This is a genomic window from Reyranella sp. (assembly GCF_050185545.1).
In the GTDB taxonomy this organism is placed as follows: Bacteria; Pseudomonadota; Alphaproteobacteria; order Reyranellales; family Reyranellaceae; genus Reyranella.
On sequence record NZ_JBFWZI010000016.1, the window covers coordinates 52059 to 70622 of the forward strand.

At 66.1% G+C, this 18564-nt stretch carries 18 protein-coding genes, 1 tRNA gene and 2 pseudogenes; 8 read left to right on the forward strand and 13 right to left on the reverse strand.

Annotation, left to right across the window (positions count from 1 at the left end; all coding sequences use genetic code 11):
• The first annotated feature begins 4 nt into the window (after window positions 1-4).
• A complete protein-coding gene (locus AB7O82_RS06785) occupies window positions 5-1183 on the forward strand; it encodes an MFS transporter (protein ID WP_428549906.1) in 1179 nt (392 codons plus the stop codon).
• Window positions 1184-1344: 161 nt separating this feature from the next.
• Here the strand turns inward: AB7O82_RS06785 and AB7O82_RS06790 are convergent, their stop codons facing one another.
• The 4 genes from AB7O82_RS06790 to AB7O82_RS06805 form a co-directional block, all read right to left on the reverse strand.
• Window positions 1345-2874, reverse strand: coding sequence for a M81 family metallopeptidase (locus AB7O82_RS06790; RefSeq protein WP_428549909.1), 1530 nt, complete (start codon window positions 2872-2874; stop codon window positions 1345-1347).
• A 130-nt stretch (window positions 2875-3004) separates the two neighbouring features.
• Window positions 3005-3892: an NAD(P)-dependent oxidoreductase gene (locus tag AB7O82_RS06795; protein WP_428549912.1), complete on the reverse strand. Its 888-nt coding sequence runs from the start codon at window positions 3890-3892 to the stop codon at window positions 3005-3007.
• Between the two features lies 1 nt (window position 3893).
• Complete coding sequence (locus AB7O82_RS06800; protein ID WP_428549915.1) at window positions 3894-4223, reverse strand: DHCW motif cupin fold protein; 330 nt, start codon at window positions 4221-4223, stop codon at window positions 3894-3896.
• Window positions 4224-4461: 238 nt separating this feature from the next.
• Window positions 4462-5082: an HAD-IA family hydrolase gene (locus AB7O82_RS06805; protein ID WP_428549918.1), complete on the reverse strand. Its 621-nt coding sequence runs from the start codon at window positions 5080-5082 to the stop codon at window positions 4462-4464.
• A 44-nt stretch (window positions 5083-5126) separates the two neighbouring features.
• On the opposite strand from AB7O82_RS06805, the gene AB7O82_RS06810 reads away from it, so the two are divergent.
• Window positions 5127-5681: a GNAT family N-acetyltransferase gene (locus tag AB7O82_RS06810; RefSeq protein ID WP_428549921.1), complete on the forward strand. Its 555-nt coding sequence runs from the start codon at window positions 5127-5129 to the stop codon at window positions 5679-5681.
• On the opposite strand, the gene AB7O82_RS06815 is transcribed toward AB7O82_RS06810, so the two are convergent.
• A complete protein-coding gene (locus AB7O82_RS06815) occupies window positions 5678-6298 on the reverse strand; it encodes a TetR/AcrR family transcriptional regulator (RefSeq protein WP_428549923.1) in 621 nt (206 codons plus the stop codon). The genes AB7O82_RS06810 and AB7O82_RS06815 overlap by 4 nt on opposite strands.
• A gap of 501 nt (window positions 6299-6799) precedes the next feature.
• Between AB7O82_RS06815 and AB7O82_RS06820 the strand changes: the two genes are divergently transcribed.
• Entirely contained in the window at window positions 6800-7426 is a 627-nt protein-coding gene (locus AB7O82_RS06820) for a LysE family translocator (RefSeq protein ID WP_428549925.1), read from the forward strand.
• Complete coding sequence (locus tag AB7O82_RS06825; protein ID WP_428549928.1) at window positions 7427-7990, forward strand: GNAT family N-acetyltransferase; 564 nt, start codon at window positions 7427-7429, stop codon at window positions 7988-7990. It begins immediately after the preceding gene.
• 95 nt (window positions 7991-8085) lie between these two features.
• Here AB7O82_RS06825 and AB7O82_RS06830 read toward each other — a convergent pair whose 3' ends face one another.
• The 5 genes from AB7O82_RS06830 to AB7O82_RS06850 form a co-directional block, all read right to left on the reverse strand.
• Window positions 8086-10149, reverse strand: a complete 2064-nt coding sequence (locus AB7O82_RS06830; protein WP_428618963.1) for a prolyl oligopeptidase family serine peptidase — start codon at window positions 10147-10149, stop codon at window positions 8086-8088.
• Window positions 10150-10162: 13 nt separating this feature from the next.
• The gene (locus AB7O82_RS06835) at window positions 10163-10579 is read right to left on the reverse strand and encodes an ExbD/TolR family protein (protein WP_428618965.1); all 417 of its coding nucleotides are present in this window, start codon (window positions 10577-10579) and stop codon (window positions 10163-10165) included.
• Window positions 10580-10593: 14 nt separating this feature from the next.
• Window positions 10594-11334, reverse strand: a complete 741-nt coding sequence (locus AB7O82_RS06840) for a MotA/TolQ/ExbB proton channel family protein (protein ID WP_428553722.1) — start codon at window positions 11332-11334, stop codon at window positions 10594-10596.
• Between the two features lie 11 nt (window positions 11335-11345).
• A complete protein-coding gene (locus tag AB7O82_RS06845; RefSeq protein ID WP_428553725.1) occupies window positions 11346-12152 on the reverse strand; it encodes an energy transducer TonB in 807 nt (268 codons plus the stop codon).
• Between the two features lie 566 nt (window positions 12153-12718).
• Window positions 12719-13087, reverse strand: a complete 369-nt coding sequence (locus AB7O82_RS06850) for a DUF4189 domain-containing protein (RefSeq protein ID WP_428553727.1) — start codon at window positions 13085-13087, stop codon at window positions 12719-12721.
• Window positions 13088-13584: 497 nt separating this feature from the next.
• On the opposite strand from AB7O82_RS06850, the gene AB7O82_RS06855 reads away from it, so the two are divergent.
• Window positions 13585-14115 (forward strand): dihydrofolate reductase family protein, encoded by a 531-nt coding sequence (locus tag AB7O82_RS06855; RefSeq protein ID WP_428553730.1) that lies wholly within the window; start codon window positions 13585-13587, stop codon window positions 14113-14115.
• 110 nt (window positions 14116-14225) lie between these two features.
• Here the strand turns inward: AB7O82_RS06855 and AB7O82_RS06860 are convergent.
• Window positions 14226-14301, reverse strand: a tRNA-Arg gene (locus AB7O82_RS06860).
• Between the two features lie 464 nt (window positions 14302-14765).
• On the opposite strand from AB7O82_RS06860, the pseudogene AB7O82_RS06865 reads away from it, so the two are divergent.
• Window positions 14766-15308: pseudogene (locus AB7O82_RS06865) on the forward strand (hypothetical protein); the annotation flags it as partial.
• A 954-nt stretch (window positions 15309-16262) separates the two neighbouring features.
• Here AB7O82_RS06865 and AB7O82_RS06870 read toward each other — a convergent pair.
• Together AB7O82_RS06870 and AB7O82_RS06875 are read right to left on the reverse strand one after the other, a co-directional pair.
• Window positions 16263-16463 carry a cold-shock protein gene (locus tag AB7O82_RS06870; RefSeq protein WP_428553733.1) on the reverse strand — a complete coding sequence of 67 codons (201 nt, stop codon included), beginning with the start codon at window positions 16461-16463 and terminating at the stop codon, window positions 16263-16265.
• Between the two features lie 121 nt (window positions 16464-16584).
• The gene (locus AB7O82_RS06875; RefSeq protein WP_428553736.1) at window positions 16585-16758 is read right to left on the reverse strand and encodes a hypothetical protein; all 174 of its coding nucleotides are present in this window, start codon (window positions 16756-16758) and stop codon (window positions 16585-16587) included.
• A 147-nt stretch (window positions 16759-16905) separates the two neighbouring features.
• Between AB7O82_RS06875 and AB7O82_RS06880 the strand changes: the two are divergent.
• Together AB7O82_RS06880 and AB7O82_RS06885 are read left to right on the forward strand one after the other, a co-directional pair.
• Window positions 16906-17643, forward strand: a pseudogene (locus tag AB7O82_RS06880) (IS256 family transposase); the annotation flags it as partial.
• Between the two features lie 150 nt (window positions 17644-17793).
• Window positions 17794-18564, forward strand: a 771-nt coding sequence (locus AB7O82_RS06885) for a class I SAM-dependent methyltransferase (protein ID WP_428618967.1), incomplete at its 3' end; no start/stop codon positions are given.

Here is an 18564-nt window from a genome sequence, read left to right on the forward strand (position 1 = left end):
GGAGATGACAGTTGGCGTCTCCTCTTCCTGCTCGCCGCGGCGAACGCTCACGGTTTGCGGCGGGGCGCACGCCCTGCATGACGGCTTCACCGACCTTCTGAACGTCCTGTATCCGCTGCTGCAGGCGCAGTTCGGCCTGAGCTACGCCACCATTGGCGCACTAAAGACGGTCTATTCCGGAGCCATGGCGAGCGGCCAGATCCCGTCCGGCATGCTGGCGGTGCGGCTGGGCCCGGTGCGCGTGCTCGCCGTCGGCACGGCGCTGATCGCGGTCGGCTATGGACTGGCCGGCCTCAGCGGATCGCTCTATGGCGTGATCGCGGGCCTGCTCCTGGCGGGGCTGGGCGGCAGCACGCAGCATCCGATCGGCTCCAGCCTCGTCTCGGCAGCTTACCCCGGGCTGCGCTCCCGGACCGCGCTCGGCACCTACAATTTCACCGGTGACGTCGGCAAGGTGCTGCTGCCGGCGCTGTTCGCGGTTGTCGCGGCGGCGCTCGGCTGGCAGCAGGCCCTGGTCATCGTCGGCGCGCTGGCCGTGCTCGGCGCCGGCCTCATCATGAGCTCGCTGCGGCCGATCCCTCTGCACGATCAGGCAAGCAAGGCAAAGGCGAAGGCAATGGCAGGGCAGGATCGGCCCTGGGCCTACTGGCTGCTGTTCAGCATCCACATCGCCGACGATCTGGTGCGCACCGGCTTCATGATCTTCCTGCCATTCCTGCTGCGCGACAAAGGCGCCGACCTGCCGACGATCGGCCTCGGCCTGTCGCTGCTGTTCGCCGGCGGCGCGGCGGGCAAGCTGGTGATGGGCTGGGTCGGCGACCGCCTGGGCGTCGTGACATCGGTGATCCTCACCGAGGCCGCGACCACGTTCCTCATCCTGGCGCTGCTGCCGATGTCGTTGTCCGTGACGCTGGTCCTGCTGCCGGCCGTCGGCCTGATGCTGAACGGCACGTCTTCCGTGCTCTACGGCACCATTCCGGAGTTCGTCAGCCCCGAGCGGCGCACCCGCGCCTTCGCGATCTTCTATACCGGCGGTTCGGTCGCCGGCGCCACCGGCCCGCTGCTGTCCGGCCTGCTGGGCGACGCCGTCGGCCTGCCGATCGCCCTCGCCGCGGTAGCCTGCATCGCCCTCACCACCGTGCCCATGGTGTGGGCGCTGAAGCCGGCGTTTCGCGACGCCTGATCATCCTCCTCCCCAAGCTACGCTTGGGGAGGTGACCGCGTCTTCGCGGACGGAGGGGTCATGCTCTCTTGGACCGCGGGCGTCCCGCCCGCTCATGCCTCTTGATCATGAGCAGGCGGGACGCCCGCGGTCCAAAAGAGCATGAGCGCCGCCGGAATGGCCTACTTCACTCCGTTCCACACCGGGCCCATTGGGCGCAAGCGAACGCCCTTGCGCAGATGGCGGTATGGCATGTCGACCGGATCGGTCATGTGCGCGCCGGGTGACTGCACCACGAGGATCGTCTCGGCGATCGGCTGGAAGTCGGCGCGGAAGTGCACGGTCGATTTCAGGCCGAGAATAGGCACTTTCGAAGGCTCGACTCCGACATGGCGGAACATCTCCTGGTCGGCGGCCTGGATGCGCTTTGACGCGAGCACAGCCGACACGCCGCTCGCCTCGTCGGTGACCAGGGCCATGGGGCCGATCTGGAATCGGGCGCCGCCGTAGAACGGACCCGTGCCGATGAACTTGCCGTCGCCGATTTTGACCACGCGCCAGTCGGCTTGGACCGGCTTCTCGCCGCCGTAGCCCACGACCGCGCCGATGCCGCGACGCATGATGTTGCCCTCGCCGGTCGCCACCGCCTCGTGTGCCGCGCCCTCGTCGACGATCATGCCGATCACGGCGCCCTTGGCCTTGTTGTGCATCAGGGCAGCCAGCAGGCCTACCGTGTCCGAGGTGCCACCGGCACCGGGATTGTCCTGCACGTCGGCGAGCACGATCGGCTTGCTGGCCTTGCGGGCCAGCGCGATGGCGCGCAGCGCCGCGGCATCGGGATCGAGCAGCTCGCCGGCGAAGGCCTTCTCCTGCGCCCGCACCGTCTGGGCGAGCTTGTCGGCGGCCGCCTCGACGGCCTCCTTGTCGTGGCCGTAGACCACCAGCGCCGGACCGCACTGGGCGATGTCGGCCGGCGGAAAGCCGGGCGTGTGGGTGACGCTGACGATGCCCTGGTTATGGCTCTTCTCGCCGGCCTCGAGCTCGCTCACCAAATCGAAGATGCTCTTCGCCGGCTCGATGAAGGTGCACTGCCAGACCAGCGGGATCAGGAAATCGAGCTGGCGGTAGGCGCGATAGACCGGCCGCTTCTCGGCCAGCAGGCGATCGAGCAGCTCGACCGCGCGCCTGCCGGTCACCGCCATGTCGATATGGGGATAGGTGCGGTAGCCGACCAGCGCCGTGGCGAGCTTCGCCATCTCGGGCGTGAGGTTGGCGTGATAGTCGAGGCTCGCCACGATCGGAAGCGTCTCGCCGACGACGCCGCGGATGCGGCGCAGCAACTCACCTTCGCCGTCCTCTGTGCTCTCCGCCACCATGGCGCCGTGCAGGTCGAGATAGATCGCGTCGAACGGGCCGTGCTTCCTCAGGTCCTCGTCGAACAGCGCCCACATCCGTTCGTAGGCGTCGGCGGTCACGTAGGAGGCGGGCGCGGCGGCGGCCCAGGCGAGCGGCACGATCTCGTGGCCGAGCTCGGCAAGCCGCTTCACGGCGCCGGAGATCGGGATGTTGAAGCCCTCGACGGCCGGGATCATCTCCGGCCCGCGCAGCAGCGGCGGCCAGGCGTCGGCGCGCACGAATTCCTCCCACGTCGCCTGCTGCGGCGCAAAGGTGTTGGTCTCGTGCTGGAATCCTCCCACAGCGATGCGCGCCATCGATCTACCTCTCTAAACCTGTGCTCTCATGATCATGTTCTTCCGGACCGCGGGCGTCCCGCCCGCTCATGATTCATGAGTATGAGAAGAGCCGGCGGGACGCCCGCGGTCCGGAAGAACATGAGCTATGTCAGCCCTTGCCCGTGCCATCCTCGATGGCGCGCAGAAGTACCGGCCAGTATTCCTTGCCGTGGCCGAGCTCGGCCGCCCGCTCCATCAGCTCGCGCGCCACGTCGGCGCCGAGGGCGGGAACGCCGCGCTCCTCGGCCATCTCGATGGCGTAGGACAGGTCCTTCAGCGCGTATTCGGTGGAGAATGCGCGTTCGGGAAACACGCCGGGCAGCATTGCCTTCATGCCGTGATTGCGCAGCGCAAAGGAATCGGCCGAGCCCTTGGTCAGGGTCTCGAACAGAACCTTGCCATCGACGCCATGGGCCCGCGCGATCGACAACGCCTCGGCGAGCGCCACGCCGGTCTGGAACAGGATCATGTTGTTCAGGATCTTGACCGCCTGGCCGCTGCCGGCTTCGCCGCAGTAGGTCACCTCGCTCGCCATGTGGCGCAACAGCGGCTCGATGCGCTCGAAGCAGGCCGGCGTGCCGCCGACCATGATCGACAGCGTACCGTCGATCGCCGCCTGGCGCGTACGCGCCACCGGCGCGTCGGCGAAGGCCGACGCCATGCCCTCGAACTCGGCATAGAGGCGGCGCGCGAGGCTGACCGGAGCGGTGCTGAGGTCGATCACCGTCCAGCCGAGCTTCGCCTTGCTGACCAGGCCGCCCTCGCCCAGGCAGACCTGCTCCACCTCCTTGCCGCCGGGCAGCGACAGCAGGATGGTGCGGCAGCTCGCGGCGATCTCGTCGATCGAGGCGGCCTTCACGCCGTCGGCGGCGAGCCGTCTCAGCGGGGCATCGTCACGGTCGGCCGCCAGCACTTCGAGGCCACTCTTGCGCGCGAGGTTGCGGCACATCGGCTCGCCCATGGTGCCGACGCCGATGAATCCAATCCTGTCCGCCATGTCAGTCCACGATGAAGAGTTTGGCGCCGCCCTCGGTGCGCGAACGATGGGCCAGGGCGCCGTCGGCGACCTGGTAGCTCTGGCCCGGTTTCAGCACGACGGTGCGTCCGTCGGCCAGCTCGGTGTGCAGCTCGCCCTCGAGCACCAGCAGGACATGGCCCTTCTGGCACCAATGGTCGGCGAAGTAGCCCGGCGTGTACTCGACCATGCGCACGCGGATGTTGTTGAAGGTCCGGGTGCGCCAGAAGGCCTTGCCGGTCTCGCCGGGATGCTCCGTGCGCTCCACGTCGCTCCAGTCGGTCGTGCCGAACGGTATGTCGAACATCAGCATGGGGTGGCTTTTAGCACAGTTTGCGCCTGCCGATGGAAGCCGCCGTGCGTCAGGCCGGCGTTCTCCATGACCTCGCCGATCGAGGCGTCGGCGAAGCCCTTGCAGTTGAACTGGCGTCATGCGCCGGGTCCACGCCACTGGTGGGGGAGTAATCTCCGCCAAGATGGCGCTCTTCCTGCTGATTGCACGTCCCATGAGCGCCATCGGAGTGGTGCGCTCCCGGCGCATGAAGATGATGCTACCCCCAACTCTCCAGAGCCCGCGCCAGGCTTTCGGGGCCGCGGTAGAGCATCGCCCGCCAGCCGGCCATTCGCGCCCCGTCGACATTGGCCGCCGAATCGTCGACGAACAGGATCGACTGGGCCACCGTGATGCCCATGCGCGCCTGGGCGTTGGTGAAGAACACCCGCTCGGGCTTGCACACGCCGAGCGACGCCGAATAGATGATGTCGTCGAAATGCGCGCCGAGCCCGGCGTGCTCCTTCAACCAGGCGATCCGGTGGTGCTCCTGATTGGTGCCGGTAAAGCAGCGGCCGCCGGTGCGCCGGCGCCAGGCGTCGGCCTGGCCGAGCACGACCCTGTCCAGAACGGCGTCCTTGGCGAACCAGTAGCCGACGAACTCCTCCATCCGGTCGGCGAGGCCACGTGGCTCGAAAAAGCCATGCAGGGCGACGTAAAGATCGAGCCGGCCGCGCAACACCTCCATGAATTCGGGCGTTCTGAAGAAGCCGCGTTCGATCTCCTCGTAATCCAGGCCGAGGTCGGCCTTCAGTGTCGCGTACCACGGCTCGGCCGAGCCGGGATGCGCGGTCGACACGACACCGTCCAGATCGAGAACGAGCACGGGAGTGGAAGTCATGGTTCGCCATGCTATAGCAGCCGCCCGCCCGAGGGGACATTCTCTTGCACCTGGTCGTACCCGCCCTGCCCTATCTCGACAGCTACGCGGCTGCCCTGCAGCGCGGCTGGTCGCCTGACAATGTCAGGATCGAGGAGGCGCCGCGTGAGGAGTTGGTTGCGATAGAGCACGATGCCGGGGCATTCCTCGCCTCGCTCGACGATCGCGAGGCCAAGGGCGCGCCGATCACGCTGCCCGACGGCAGCACGGTGCCGCGTCTGCCCGGCTACCGGCGCTGGATGTGGGACGGCGAGTTCTGCGGCTCGATCGGCTTTCGCTGGCAACCCGGCACGGCGGCGCTGCCCGCCCATTGCCTTGGCCATATCGGCTACGCCGTCGTGCCCTGGAAGCGCGAGCGCGGCTACGCCAGCCGCGCTTTGGCGATGCTGCTTCCCGAGGCCCGCCGCGAAGGGCTCCCCTACGTCGAGCTGACGGCGGACCCCGACAATCTGCCGTCGCAGAAGGTCATCACCAACAACGGCGGCGTCCTCGTGAAACGCTTCCGCAAGGAACCGGCCTACGGCGACGTCGAGACCTTGCTGTTCCGAATCGCCCTCTAGCTGCTGCCGGCACGCACGACCGTTTCGACCATTGCCGACAGCACGGCAAGACCGCGTGCCTTGAGGGCGCGCGGTGAGTCCTTCTCGCCGATCTGCCCCTCGAGGACCAGGGTGATGAAGCCGTGCACCGACGCCCGGGCGAAGTCGACCATGCGCTCCTGCACATCGGCCGGCGCATCGGGAATGACGGCCTCGATCGCCTCACGATGGAGCGCATGGGTGGCATTGACCGCGGCGGCCAGCGCCGGCCCCTCGAGCTGATCGACCTCGAGACTGAACATCAGCCGAAACAGGGCGGAGTTCGCCGCGGCGAAAGCCATGTAGCCGACGCCCTGGGCCACCAGCCGTCCGGCCGGCGTGCCGTTGGAGCGGCGCGCTTCGGCGGTCATCGCTTCCGTCAGCTCGTGGAAGCCGCGTGTGGCGATCTCAGCCAACAGCGCATCGATCGAGGGGAAGTGATGTGCCGGCGCGGCGTGTGACACCGACGCCCGGCGGGCGCATTCACGCAGGGTAAAGCCGCGCAAGCCCTTTTCTTCCATCAAGTTGCGCCCGGCCACGATCAGCGCTTCGCGCAGGTCACCATGGTGATAGGGCTTTGCCGTCTTTGGCCTGGCCATCGGCCATCCCGAACCATGCGGCTCAGCCGGTGTCAAGATTCCAGTCTTGTTTGTCGCTGACAAGTTTCGCCATTTCGTCCACAGGCGATGTCAAGACTGCGACGCGAGGTGCCTGTTCACACATCCCTTCCCTTCTCATCGCCGCGTTCCTGGATCAGCCCCCGACGGCGGTGCTGTCGGCACTTCTGCGCCGAATACCGGGGACTGATAGAAAGACGGCAAAAGCCGCATAGGCGTTAAATTGCAAAGGGCCCTCACCCTGAGGAGCCGCACGTAGCACGGCGTCCCGAAGAGTCGGCAACAGTGAAGGGGGCCGCGACATCGCCTTTCCAATGATCTCCTGTGTGGCCCGGCCTTCGAGCCGGCCGCTACGCAGCATCCTCTGGATGAGGTCTTTGTTGGGCTTTGACGAAGCTTAACGCCTATGGGCAAAAGCCGGCTGACGTCCGCCGCCGGCTGTGTCTTTAGTCGGCATCCCAGGAGTGTTCGGAGGACGCCATTATGATGTTCGAGAGCTTGCTTGCGTTCACCGCGGCGTCGGCGGTGCTGCTGATCATCCCGGGACCGACCGTGCTGCTGGTTGTCTCCTATGCGCTGGGCCAGGGTTGGCGGACGGCGTTGCCGATGGCGATCGGGGTGGCGCTTGGCGATTTCACCGCGATGACCCTCTCGATGCTGGGCGTGGGTGCGCTCCTCGCCGCGTCGGCGACGCTGTTCACGATCCTGAAATGGGTCGGCGCCGCGTACCTCGTCTATCTCGGCGTCAAACTGTGGCGAGCCGGCGGTGCCCTCGAAGCCGCGCCGCGCACGGACGCGGTGTCGGCATTGCGCATGCTGGGCCACGCCTGGCTGGTGACGGCGCTCAATCCCAAGAGCATCACCTTCTTCGTTGCCTTCCTGCCGGCCTTCCTCGATCCCAACGCCGATTTCCTCACCCAGATGATCGTGTTCGAGACGACGTTCCTGGCCCTGGCCTTCGCCAATGCCTTCGGTTACGCGGTGGTCGCCTCGCGCGCCCGCGGCTTCGTCTCCAACCCGCGCGCGATCGGCGTGGTCAACAAGGTGGGCGGCGGCCTGCTGATCGGCGCCGGAGCAGCCACGGTGACCATGGCTGGGGCGCGAAACTGAGTGACACTGTCATTCCGCGACCTCAAAGCTCTCGGCCCGTCGCTGCGAGCCGAGGCGGCGCGTATTCTGCGCGACGCTCTCGCTCATCTGCCGTCGGCCTACGGAGCGCCCGGCGCAGCCGAAGCAGAAGTCGCCGGGCGGTGTAGCGAGGACGATTGGCTGGGTGTCGCTGCCCTCAGGGACGGTGCCCTGGTCGGCTGGATCGGCGCGATCAAGACCTACGATGCGGGATGGGAGATCCATCCGCTGGTCGTTGCGCCATCGCACCAGCACCGCGGCGTCGGCTCTGCCTTGCTGGCGCATCTCGAAGCCCGCGCCAGAGGGGACGGTGTTCTCACGCTCTTCCTTGGCAGCGATGACGATTACGGCGGTACCAACCTGTTTGGCCAACCGCTATTCCCCGACGTGCTCGCGCATGCCGCCACCGTCGAGGCGACGCTACGCGGCCACGCCCTCACCTTCTATCGCAAGCACGGCTATCGCATCGTTGGCCTGCTGCCCGACGTCAACGGCGTCGGCCGACCGGATATTCTCATGGCGAAGTCGCTGGCGTCCGTGCGCTGAGACTCATCGCTGGGAGCGCGCCACTGCCGATGGCGCTGATCTTGGTGATGACACATCCCATGAGAGCCATCGGAGTGGCGCGCTCCCGGCGATGATCAAACCCAACCGATCTTCTCGCGCAGGAAGGTGTAGCCCAGCGCACTGAAGGAGGCGCGCTCCCGGTTGTCCTTGCCATAGCCGTGACCGCCCGCCTCCGGCTCGTAGAAGTAGACCTGATCGTAGCCCATCGCCTGCAGCTTGGCGGCCATCTTGCGGGCATGGCCGGGATGCACCCGGTCATCGCGCCGCGTGGTGGCGATCAGGATCGGCGGATAGGCTTGCCCCGACACGGCTTGGTGATAGGCCGAGTAGGTCATGATCCACGCCCACTCCGCCGGCTTGTCGGGGTCACCGTATTCGGCAATCCAGCTCGCGCCGGCGAGCAGCCTGGAATAGCGCCGCATGTCGACCAGCGGGATGGTGCAGAACAGGGCGCCGAACCGCTCGGGATAGCGTGTCAGCATGTTGGCGATCAGCAGACCACCGTTGGAGCCACCCTCGGCGGCGATGCGGCCCGGCCGCGTCACGCCTCGGCGAACGAGATCGGCGGCAATGGCTGCGAAATCGTCGTGCGACAGCCGCTTGCCGGCGAAGCGACCGGCATCGTGCCATGCCGTTCCGAACTCGCCGCCGCCGCGGATGTTGGCCACGACGCTCGTGCCGCCGCGCTCCAACCAGACCTTGCCGACGACCGGATTGTACGCCGGCAGATTCGAAACGGCGAAGCCGCCGTAGGCCGTCAGGTGCACCGGCGCATCGCCCGTCGTCTCCGCCGGCCCGGTCTGCCAGTACGGAATGCTCTCGCCGTCGCTCGATACCGCTTCGTGGCGCGTGACGACGAGCCCCTCGGTCGAGAAGGCGAACGGCGATTGCTTGAGCAGTGTCGGCGAGTCGGCGCCCGCCGGCAGCAGCAACAGCGACGGCGGCATCAGCGGCGCCTGCACGGTCGCCAGCATGTCGCCGTTGCTTTCCGACGCCTCGATGTCCAGAGGTCCCACGCTCACCAGGCCGACGCCGGGCAGGCCGACGATCGGTTCCCGACTCCAGCCCTGGTCGGACGGTGTCAGGAGCTCGAACACCGGCTGAAGGTTGTCGAGCATCGACAAGACCAGTCGGCCGGCGATCCAGTGAAAGTCCTGCAATGACCGGCGCGGCCCGGGCCGGAACAGCACGGTGAAGTCGCGACGGCCTTGCAGGAAGGCCGCGAGCCGCATGCCGAGCAACGTGTCGCCGGGATGCGTCTCGCCGCCGACGGTCCAGGCGGTGCGGCGCTTGACCACGATCCAGCCATACTCGGCGTCGACCTGCACATCGGTCGGCAGGTCAAGTCGCGCCGGCCTCTCGCCGTTGGCGTCGGCCCGCCACAGCCGGATATCGAAGAAGCCCACCGAGTCGTAGAACCACACCGTTCGGTCGACCTGCGTGCGATCGACCCCGACACCGGCGGACATCGAGTTGCGCTCCACCTCGAACAAGACAGGCGACCCTCCCGGATCGGCACCGCGCCGCCACCGGCGGACGGTGCGCGCGTAGCCGGAGGCCGTGACGTCGCCATTCCACGCGCTGCTCAGCAGCAGCGAGTCGGGGTCGAGCCAGCTCGCCCCTCCCTTGGCCTCCGGCAGCTCGAAGCCGCCCACCACGAAATCCCGGGCCACGGTATCGAACTCGCGCAGCACCACGGCGTCGCTGCCGCCGCGCGCCAGGCGCAGGATGGCGCGATCGTGCGTGCCGGGCCGCGTCGCGGCGCCGGACCAGGTCCAGTCCTCGCCCTCCCGCGCGGCCAGCGCGTCGACGTCGAGCACCACTTCCCATTGCGGCTGCTCGAGGCGATAGCTGTCGAGCGTCGTACGCCGCCACAGGCCGCGCGGATGATCGGCGTCGAGCCAGAAATTGTAGAGGTGCGGTCCGCGCCGGGCGATCAGCGGCAGCTTGTCGGGCCGATCGAGGATTGCGGCGATGGCCTCTCGGTCGACGGCGAAGCGATCGCCGCCGAAGCGGTCGAGCGTGCGCCGGTTCTGCCGCTCGACCCAGGCGAGCGCCGCCGGCCCGTTTATGTCCTCGAGCCAGAGATAGGGATCATCGTCCGGCGCCGTCGCCGTCGGCCGCACATCGCTCGGCATCGGCATTTCCGCGCTACCGCTTCGGCTCGCTGACGAAGGCGACCTTGCTCAGCCCCGCCCTCGAAGCGTCGGCCAGCATCTCGGCGACGTGGCGATAGGCCACGTTCTGGTCGGCGCGCAGGTAGATTTCCGGCTGCGGGCGTCTGGCGCCCGCTTCCGCGAAGCGCCTGATCGCCTCCTCGCGGTCGATGCGCTCGCCGTTCCAGAACAGCGACCCTGCCGGGTCGATGGCGAACTCGATCTTGTCGGGCTTCTGCAGGTCGGCGCTCGAGCTCGCCTTCGGCAGATCGAGCTTCACGGCATTGGTGAGCAGCGGCGCCGTCACGATGAAGATGACCAGCAGCACCAGCACGACGTCGATCAACGGCACCATGTTGATCTCGACCATCGGCTGGGACGAAGTCTTGCGATCGAAGCTTCCGAAAGCCATGGTCCTGCTCCGGCTCAGTAGTTCACGGCGGCCAGCGGTGCGGCCGGGCGACCGCCGCGTCCGGTGACCTGCAGGGCGCGGCCCATCGACAGGAACGTAAGCAGCTCGAAAGCGAAGGCATCGAGCTTGGCGTTCAGCACGCGGTTGGAGCGTGTCAGCCAATTGTAGCCCATGACAGCCGGCAGGGCGACGGCGAGCCCGATGCCGGTCATGATCAGCGCCTCGCCGACCGGGCCTGCCACCTTGTCGAGCATGCCGGAGCCGCTCATGCCGATCGCCACCAGGGCGTGATAGACGCCCCACACGGTGCCGAACAGGCCGACGAACGGCGCGGTGGCGCCGATCGTCGCCAGCATGGTGAGGCCGTTCTCGAGCGCCGTCGTCTCCTCGTCGAGCACCTTCTTGATGGTGCGCGTCAGGAACTCCTGCTCGCTGCCTGCCTCCTCGAGCTTGGCCGCGCCGAACCTGGCGTGATGCGCCTGGGCATGCAGCGAATGGGCGGTGAGATGACCGAACGGCTCGTGCACGCCGTGCATGCTGAGTTCGTTCTGGACCTCCTCGAGCGACGTCGCGGCCCAGAACAAGGCGAGGAACTTCTGGCTGCGCTTCTGGCGCACCACCTGGCTGATCCCTTTGGACACGAGTAGGTACCACGAGATCGCCGACATTGCGGCCAGAACAGCCAGCAGGACCTGGACGACGATGTCGGCCTGCTGAAGAAAGTGATTGAAGCCAAGGGACGGTGCGTCACCCATGACGTTCTCTCCTAGCGCAAGACGAATTCGATCGGAACGACCACCCAGACTGCCTGCGCCACGCCACCCTCGCTGTAGGGACGAAACAGTGCCGAGCGCACGGCGCTGGTGGCCGCCTCGTCGAGCGCGGGGAAGCCGGACGAGGTCTGCAGATTGACTTGTGCCGGCCGCCCGGCGGTGTCGACCAGCACCAGCAGCCGCACCCGCCCCTGCTCACCGGCCCGGCGCGAGCGCGCCGGATACTCGGTGGAGGGTGGCTTGATGTAGGTGACCTGCGAGGCCGACACTGTTTTCGGGGCGCTGGACGGCGCCGGCCGCGCCGGGGCTTCCGGTGCGGCGTGAGGGTGCGCCAGGGCGGGTCTGCTCGGTACCGCCACCTTCGGCCGCTCCGGCGGACGCGGCGGCGGTGTCGAAGGCGAAGGCGTCACCGCCTTCTGCCCGGGCGGCTTCGGCGGCGGCGCCTCGATTGGAAACACCGGAGGCGGCAAGTTGGGCGGCGGCGGCTCGACCACGGTCGCGAGCTCCGGCGGCGGCGGAAACACCGGCATCTCCGGTTCCTTCGGCACCTCCAGCTCGAGTGGCCTGGGAAATTCGGGCGGCGGGTCGGCTGCCGATTCGACGACAGGATCTGCCTGGAGCGCGGCATCCGCCCGCACCATCCGCACTTCCATCGCCGCCACGTCGCCGACGACCAGCTTGTGTGGGCTAGTCGTCACCAGCACCCAGCCGACCCCGACATGGAACAGGACGACCAGCAGGGCCAGCGCCCGCTTTGCGGTCGGCGTGAGAGGCTCCCGGTATGAGGGGAACACGTTCATGGAGCCCGCTTTAGGACCGTACCGTCACCAATGCCAGTGCGACGAAAGTGACCACCGACTCGGTGGGAACCACGAGGCCCAGAGGGCGTCGACGGGCGTCGACGGCAGCTCCAACCGACGAGGTCGACCGCCGAATCCGAGCAGCCTCAATTCGTCAATCCTTCAGGTGGGTTGATCGTAGTGAAGCACGCCGGTGAGAGGGACCATCAAGTGCGGGTCCGTGGTTTGCGCCAGAACCGCATAGCCGTCGGCCGCAGACCGCGCCGCCGTCACGCTGGCCTCCGTGGCGTCGACACCCCGCATGAGCGCCTTGGCCCAGCTCGTGTCACCCAGGCCGCGCTCGAGTGCGGCGCGAACGCCGTCAGTATTCCCATTGTCGACCCTTCCCACACTCGGCCAGTTTGTTGAATCTCAAGGGGAGCGTCTACCGAAGCCGTGCCAGCTGCACGGAGTCCATCCGTGATAAGACCAATCCATGCGCGGGGCGCGGCCCGAGGCGCCGGGCATTCGATTGGAGGAACGGCGGCGGCCGGACGATGCGGCCGATAGGCTCCGCCTGTGTCAGTTCAGTCGCAGATCGCCGCCGCCGTCTTGCAGTTGACGCCGCCCTTGTTGCGGCAATTGAACCATGCCGCCTGCTCGGCGACGGAGGTCGAGGTGCCGTAGCCCACAGCCCAGACCGAGCCACCCGTGGTCAAGGTCTCGGCGACTGCGGCGCAGGTCCTTTTGCCTGTGGCGACGATCTGACAGCTCCGGCTGTTGCAACTCGACAGCGCCTCGCGCTGGTTGCGCGCGGCGTCGGTGGTCCCGGCGAAGGCCACTGCCTTGCCGGTCGTGGTGTCGAGTGCGATCGCGAGCTGGGCCTGCGCCGGACCCGTCGGCAAGATGCCGACGAACACCGCGGCTGCAATCGCGATCGATAGATTCCGCATCATCCCCTCAATGGTCCTCCAGCCGGGCTGATCGCCGCCGGGTCGAAACGGCTCACCTGCCAAATGAGGCGCGTGAAGAATTCCTCGGGGAGCCCGTTGTCGGCCGCCGCCTGCGCAAGTACGTGACACAGGTCGCCAATGGAGGCACGCGGCCCCTGCGCCCGCGGCTGGATGCTCATGGCCCGCGCGGGCTTATCCTTGGCCGCAGCGACGGACCCGCCCTGTGGCTCGGCGAGCGCTGGCGTCAATAGCGACAAGGTGACAGCGAGTCCCACGCACGCAGCCAGGAGCTGCAGCCTCAACGCCGAAACGGGCATCGCGTGTTGCCACTTGCATCGACGCTCCTCATTTTCTGGTTCCAGCGACTCCCGGATCTGACCACGACCGCACTCGCGATCAAGACTTGCATACAATACCACACCCACCCGCGCCTCGTCCGAGCTACAGAGAGTATGCAGTTCGGCTCACGCTTCGGCTGCACGGAGAAAGGCGAAGCCAACATGGCGAAGATCGTCTTCGGAATGAATCTGTCCCTGGACGGCTATGTCGACCATCAGGAATTTGCGCCCGATCCCGCGCTCTTCCGTCACTGGATAGAGCAGGTGCGCGGCCTGACCGGCAGCGTGTACGGCCGCCGCGTGTACGAGGTCATGCGCTATTGGGACGAAGACCACCCGGAGTGGACCCCGGAGCTCCGCGACTTCGCGGCGGCGTGGCGGGGCCAACCGAAGTGGGTCGTGTCGCAGTCGTTGAAGTCGGTCGGCCCCAACGCCACGCTTGTCGCGGATGAAGTCGAGGCGGTGGTCCGCGGGCTGAAGGAAGAGCTGGCAGGCGAGATTTCGGTTTCCGGACCTGAGCTGGCCGGAAGCCTGACCGAGCTTGGTCTTATCGATGAGTATCGACTCTACTTCCACCCCGTCGTGCTTGGTCGCGGCACGCCATTCTTCGCCGGCCGCCGGCCGCCGCTGCGCCTTGTCGCCAGCGATCGAATGGGCGAGGACGCGATCAGGTTGACCTACGTTCCGGTCTGATCCCGATACGAACGCCGAATGCCACGAAACACCGTCTTTCGTGTGACAGCGAATTTTCGCCGGCGTCGCTCGGCATGGCGGATCGCAGAAAATCGTCGATTCGGCGGAAGTGGCGCGCCCGGCTGGATTCGAACCAGCGACCTACCGCTTAGAAGGCGGTTGCTCTATCCTCTGAGCTACGGGCGCTTCCGTAATGATTTCAAGGTCTTAGACCCGTGTCGCCAAGATGCTCCACCTCGTGGTGTGGACCCCTGGTGGGGACTCGTTGCCCAAAGCTCCTACCGCCGAAGGGCAGCATAGCACGACTTCCGGCGTATGCACGGCCGCGCCATTCGACGTTGTCGGCGACCGACCTGTCACGCCGCGCCCTCCTCATCCCGTCTGCTGAAGACGCACCACGGCGATCGCTCGCCACTAACGGCCGCCGTCCCTCTGCCGAGAGTGCGGGAGCCGCGAGGTCACCCTGGACCTGATCGACGACCAGGCCGAGCTCGATGCGGTACCCCGAATTTTGCGGGCGGCGGTACGCCGGACGTTGGCGTGTAATGCGCCAGTAAACCTTACCGTAAGAGCATCGGCCTGCCGCCTTAGGAGTCCCCCCAAGCTTCCCCTCGACAGCAGGCGCGGCATCCCGCTTCTCCCCTGGATCGCGGGGCCACCTTCCCCTTCTCGGCTTCGACACCGACACCGACAACGACAGCGTCTTCATGAACGAGACGGTGCGCGATTACTGTGTTGCGGAAGGCATCGCCTTCACGCGCTGTCGCCCCTACCGCAAGGACGACCAGGCCTGGGTCGAACAGAAGAATGGCGCGATCGTTCGCAAGATGGTCGGCTATCGGCGGTTGACCGGCGTTACAGCGGCGACCGCTTTGGCGCAGCTCTATGCGGTGAACCGGCTGTTCGTGAACTTCTTCCAACGCCTGCTGGCCGATCCACGCACCCCCGACGCTGTGCGGCAGCGCCTGGAGCAAACCTACCGTCAGCTCGAGCCGATCCGCCTGTTGCACGACATCCGGGTGGCTCAGCAGCGGCTGGTCGAATTGGCCGACGCCTTGCCCGCTGCGGAAGATACGCCGGCGCTGGACGACTTCCTCACCGGTCTTCGCACGGCATGGCAGGCGGGTGAGGTGCGGCCCACGGCACTCGGATGCCCATCGAACTTGCCCGACCTCAAGGCCCCACGCATCCGCTTCAATGAGGCCGAGACGCGAATGCCTCGGATGCCGGACTTCGCCCATGGGAGCGCTCTCGTTGATATTGCTTCAATGAGGCCGAGACGCGAATGCCTCGGATGCGACCGAGTTCAGCCCGGAGCAAAAGGCGCTCTACGAGCTTCAATGAGGCCGAGAAGCGAATGCCTCGGATGCCGCGCCGCATATACGCAATCAACGTCGCGGCACGCATGCTTCAATGAGGCCGAGACGCGAATGCCTCGGATGCCGAAGTTCGTCACACCAGAGGTGAGGACCTGAACCATGCCTAGTGGTACGCGAACAGTCAGCAACGACCAGTTCGAGACCCACCCTTTTCGAGGCGCTCAAGGCGAGCCTCTAACTTCGTCCGCAAGCCCTCCATCTGGCGCTGAAATGCCTGGTCGCCAGCGCCGTGAGCAACGGCAAGGGAGGCACGATGCTTACCCACGCTCAGGGCAAGCTCGAGCTGCTCGGCGTCGACCCCAACGGAAAATAAAAGCCTCAGCCGACAGAACCGGCCGGGGGCGATTTCGCGGCACGCGCCTGTCAGTGCTACGGTCCTTTTGCTCGCCTTCGGGGTTCCTCCCGGGCGACTGCGTCGCTGGTGATTTCCATCGCCCGGCGACAACCCTATCTCGACGCCCGCTAGCCTTCGGACTGGCGGGGGTCATTTTGGGTGGTCGGTCGCGCGCTGCCGCTCTCGGTGCTACGGTGCCGCGTCGCTGGAAACGCCCTTGTCCGGCGGCTCTGAGACGGTGACGCCCGTCGGCCTTCGCAGCCCGGCGGGCGTCATTTTTAGCACGTTCACGCCATCGCGAGTGGCGCCGCTGCATCCTTCAGTGCTACTGCTCATTCGTCGTCGATGGCCTCGGCAGCTTCGACGATAGCTTCCCGACGCCCGCCCGGCATCCCAGTTTGGCGGCCGTCGCTCTTTTGGGGCTCTGGCGACGCTTACGCCTTGAGATTGACCGCGGACAGCTTGCCGCGCTCCTCCTGGACGTCGTAACTGATCTTCTGATTCTCGTTGAGGCCGTTCAGGCCCGCGCGCTCGACGGCGCTAATGTGGACGAACACGTCCTTGCCGCCACCATCGGGTTGAATGAAGCCGTATCCTTTTGTGGCGTTGAACCACTTAACCGTGCCTGTAGCCATGTTCGTCTTTCCGTGTAGAGCGCGAGAGTGCGCGGCGGCAATGTAGCGGTTTGGGCAAAGAAAAGCCCGGCCGCTGGCGTTGCCGGCCGGGCTCGATGTTCGCGGCGCCGCTTCGGGCGACCTACTGCCAGTCGACGCCGTGGACGAAGGCGGCGGTTGCCAGCACGCGAGCATGCGCTGCTCGTAGCATTTGGAGCCGCAGCTCCGTCATCCGGACGGCCTCGGCGAAGGTGTCGATCACGGTGGCGGCGGGGTGGCTACCGTCAGCGGCCTCGGGCACGGCAGCGCCCCGCATCAGCTCCTCCGGGCGCCCTGCGCAATGGCGCGCCGTTCAAGGATTGGGTGCTGCCGGCCGCAATGGAGCGCATCCGACGCAAGCTCGCCAACGCCGACGACGGCAATCTCCAGATGGTCGACATCCTGAGCGCCGTGATCACCGACGGACTGGCCGTACCTGTGGATCGACGCCACCTACGTGAAGGTTCGCCAGGACGGTCGCATCGTGTCGGTGGCCGTGATCGTTGCCGTCCGGGTCAATACTGACGGGCGTCGCGAGGTTCTCGGCATGGACATAGGACCCTCCGAAGCCGAGACATTCTGGACGGGCTTCCTGCGCACTCGCCCGCCGTGGCCTGCGCGGCGTCAAGCTGGTGATCTCCGACTCCCATGAGGGCATCAAGGCGGCGGTCTCCAAAATCCTCACTGCCACCTGGCAGCGCTGCCGCGTCCACTTCATGCGCAACGTCCTGGCTCACGCCGGGCGCAGCGGCCGGCGTGTGGTCTCGGCCTTCATTGCACCGCCTTCGCGCAGGACGATGCCAAGCAGGCCTCCGCGCAATGGCGCCGCGTCGCCGATCAGCTCAGGCCCAAGGTGCCCAAGCTCGCCGCCCTGATGGACGAGGCCGAACCCGATGTCCTCGCCTACATGAGCTTCCCGGCGCAGCACCGCGCCAAGCTGCATTCCACAAATCCGCTCGAGCGTCTCAACGGCGGGATCAAGTGGCGCACCGACGTCGTCGGAATCTTCCCCAACGAGGACGCTATCGTCGGACTCGTCGGCGCCATCCTGCTCGAGCAGAACGACGAGTGGGCCGTCCAGCGAGCCAGGTACATCACCCTGGAAAGCATCGCAACGATCAGCGATGATCACCTCGTCGGGCTGCCCAATGTAGCTACCTGACCAACCGATAAGCGTCGCCAAGGTAGCGAGGAAAGCCGCCGGAAATGCTAAATTTTCTACCGTTCAAGTGTCCATCTGGGAAATGTCGGTTTGACTAGATCGTTCAACATCATGGCATCCTTGGTGCCCGGACTCGATCGAGAACGCGTCGTGGCGTCCTACTATCGTTTTTTCTACTGGTGGGCCGGGCACATGGGCGTTTCAACATACAATTTGGGATACTCTCCCATTTCGGATGTAGCCACGGCCGGAATTTCTTGTACGGAACCATTTCAATTAGAACTCTATCGCCAAATTGCTTTCGCTTTGCACCCAGTGCGGCTACGTGGACGTCGCGTGCTTGAGATATCTTGTGGTTTGGGAGGTGGATTCGCACATTTGGTGCAGCACTATGGAATTGGATTTGGCGTCGTTCTCGACCGTTCGATCAACGCAGTGCGCTGGGCCCGACGCCGCTTTGGCCTACACGCAATCAATGCCGATGCACGGATGCTTCCGCTTGCTGATAGGTCGTTTGACGCGATCATCAACGTCGAAGCATCTCACGAATATTTTTCGGATAGGTTTGTTTCCGAAATTGCTCGCGTGCTCGTGCCCAATGGCCTGTTTGGAATGGCGGATCTACGCTACGCAACAAGTGACTTAATCGAAGCTGCGATGAGGTACGATCTGGCGCGGCATGGCCTCTACTTAATCGAATTTCTCGACGTTACCAGAAATGTCGTTGAAGCCTGCGAGTTGGATGCGCCGCGCCGGGAGTCGTTGCTTACCAAGGTTCCTTGGCCGGTACGCGGTTTAATCCGACCATGGATCGGGCTCAATGATTCTAATAATTATCAACAACTAAGGGATCGGTGCGCTACCTATTTTATTCTTGTAGCGGAACGTCGCAATGACGCGAGCCGTGTTTCCGTCTCTGGC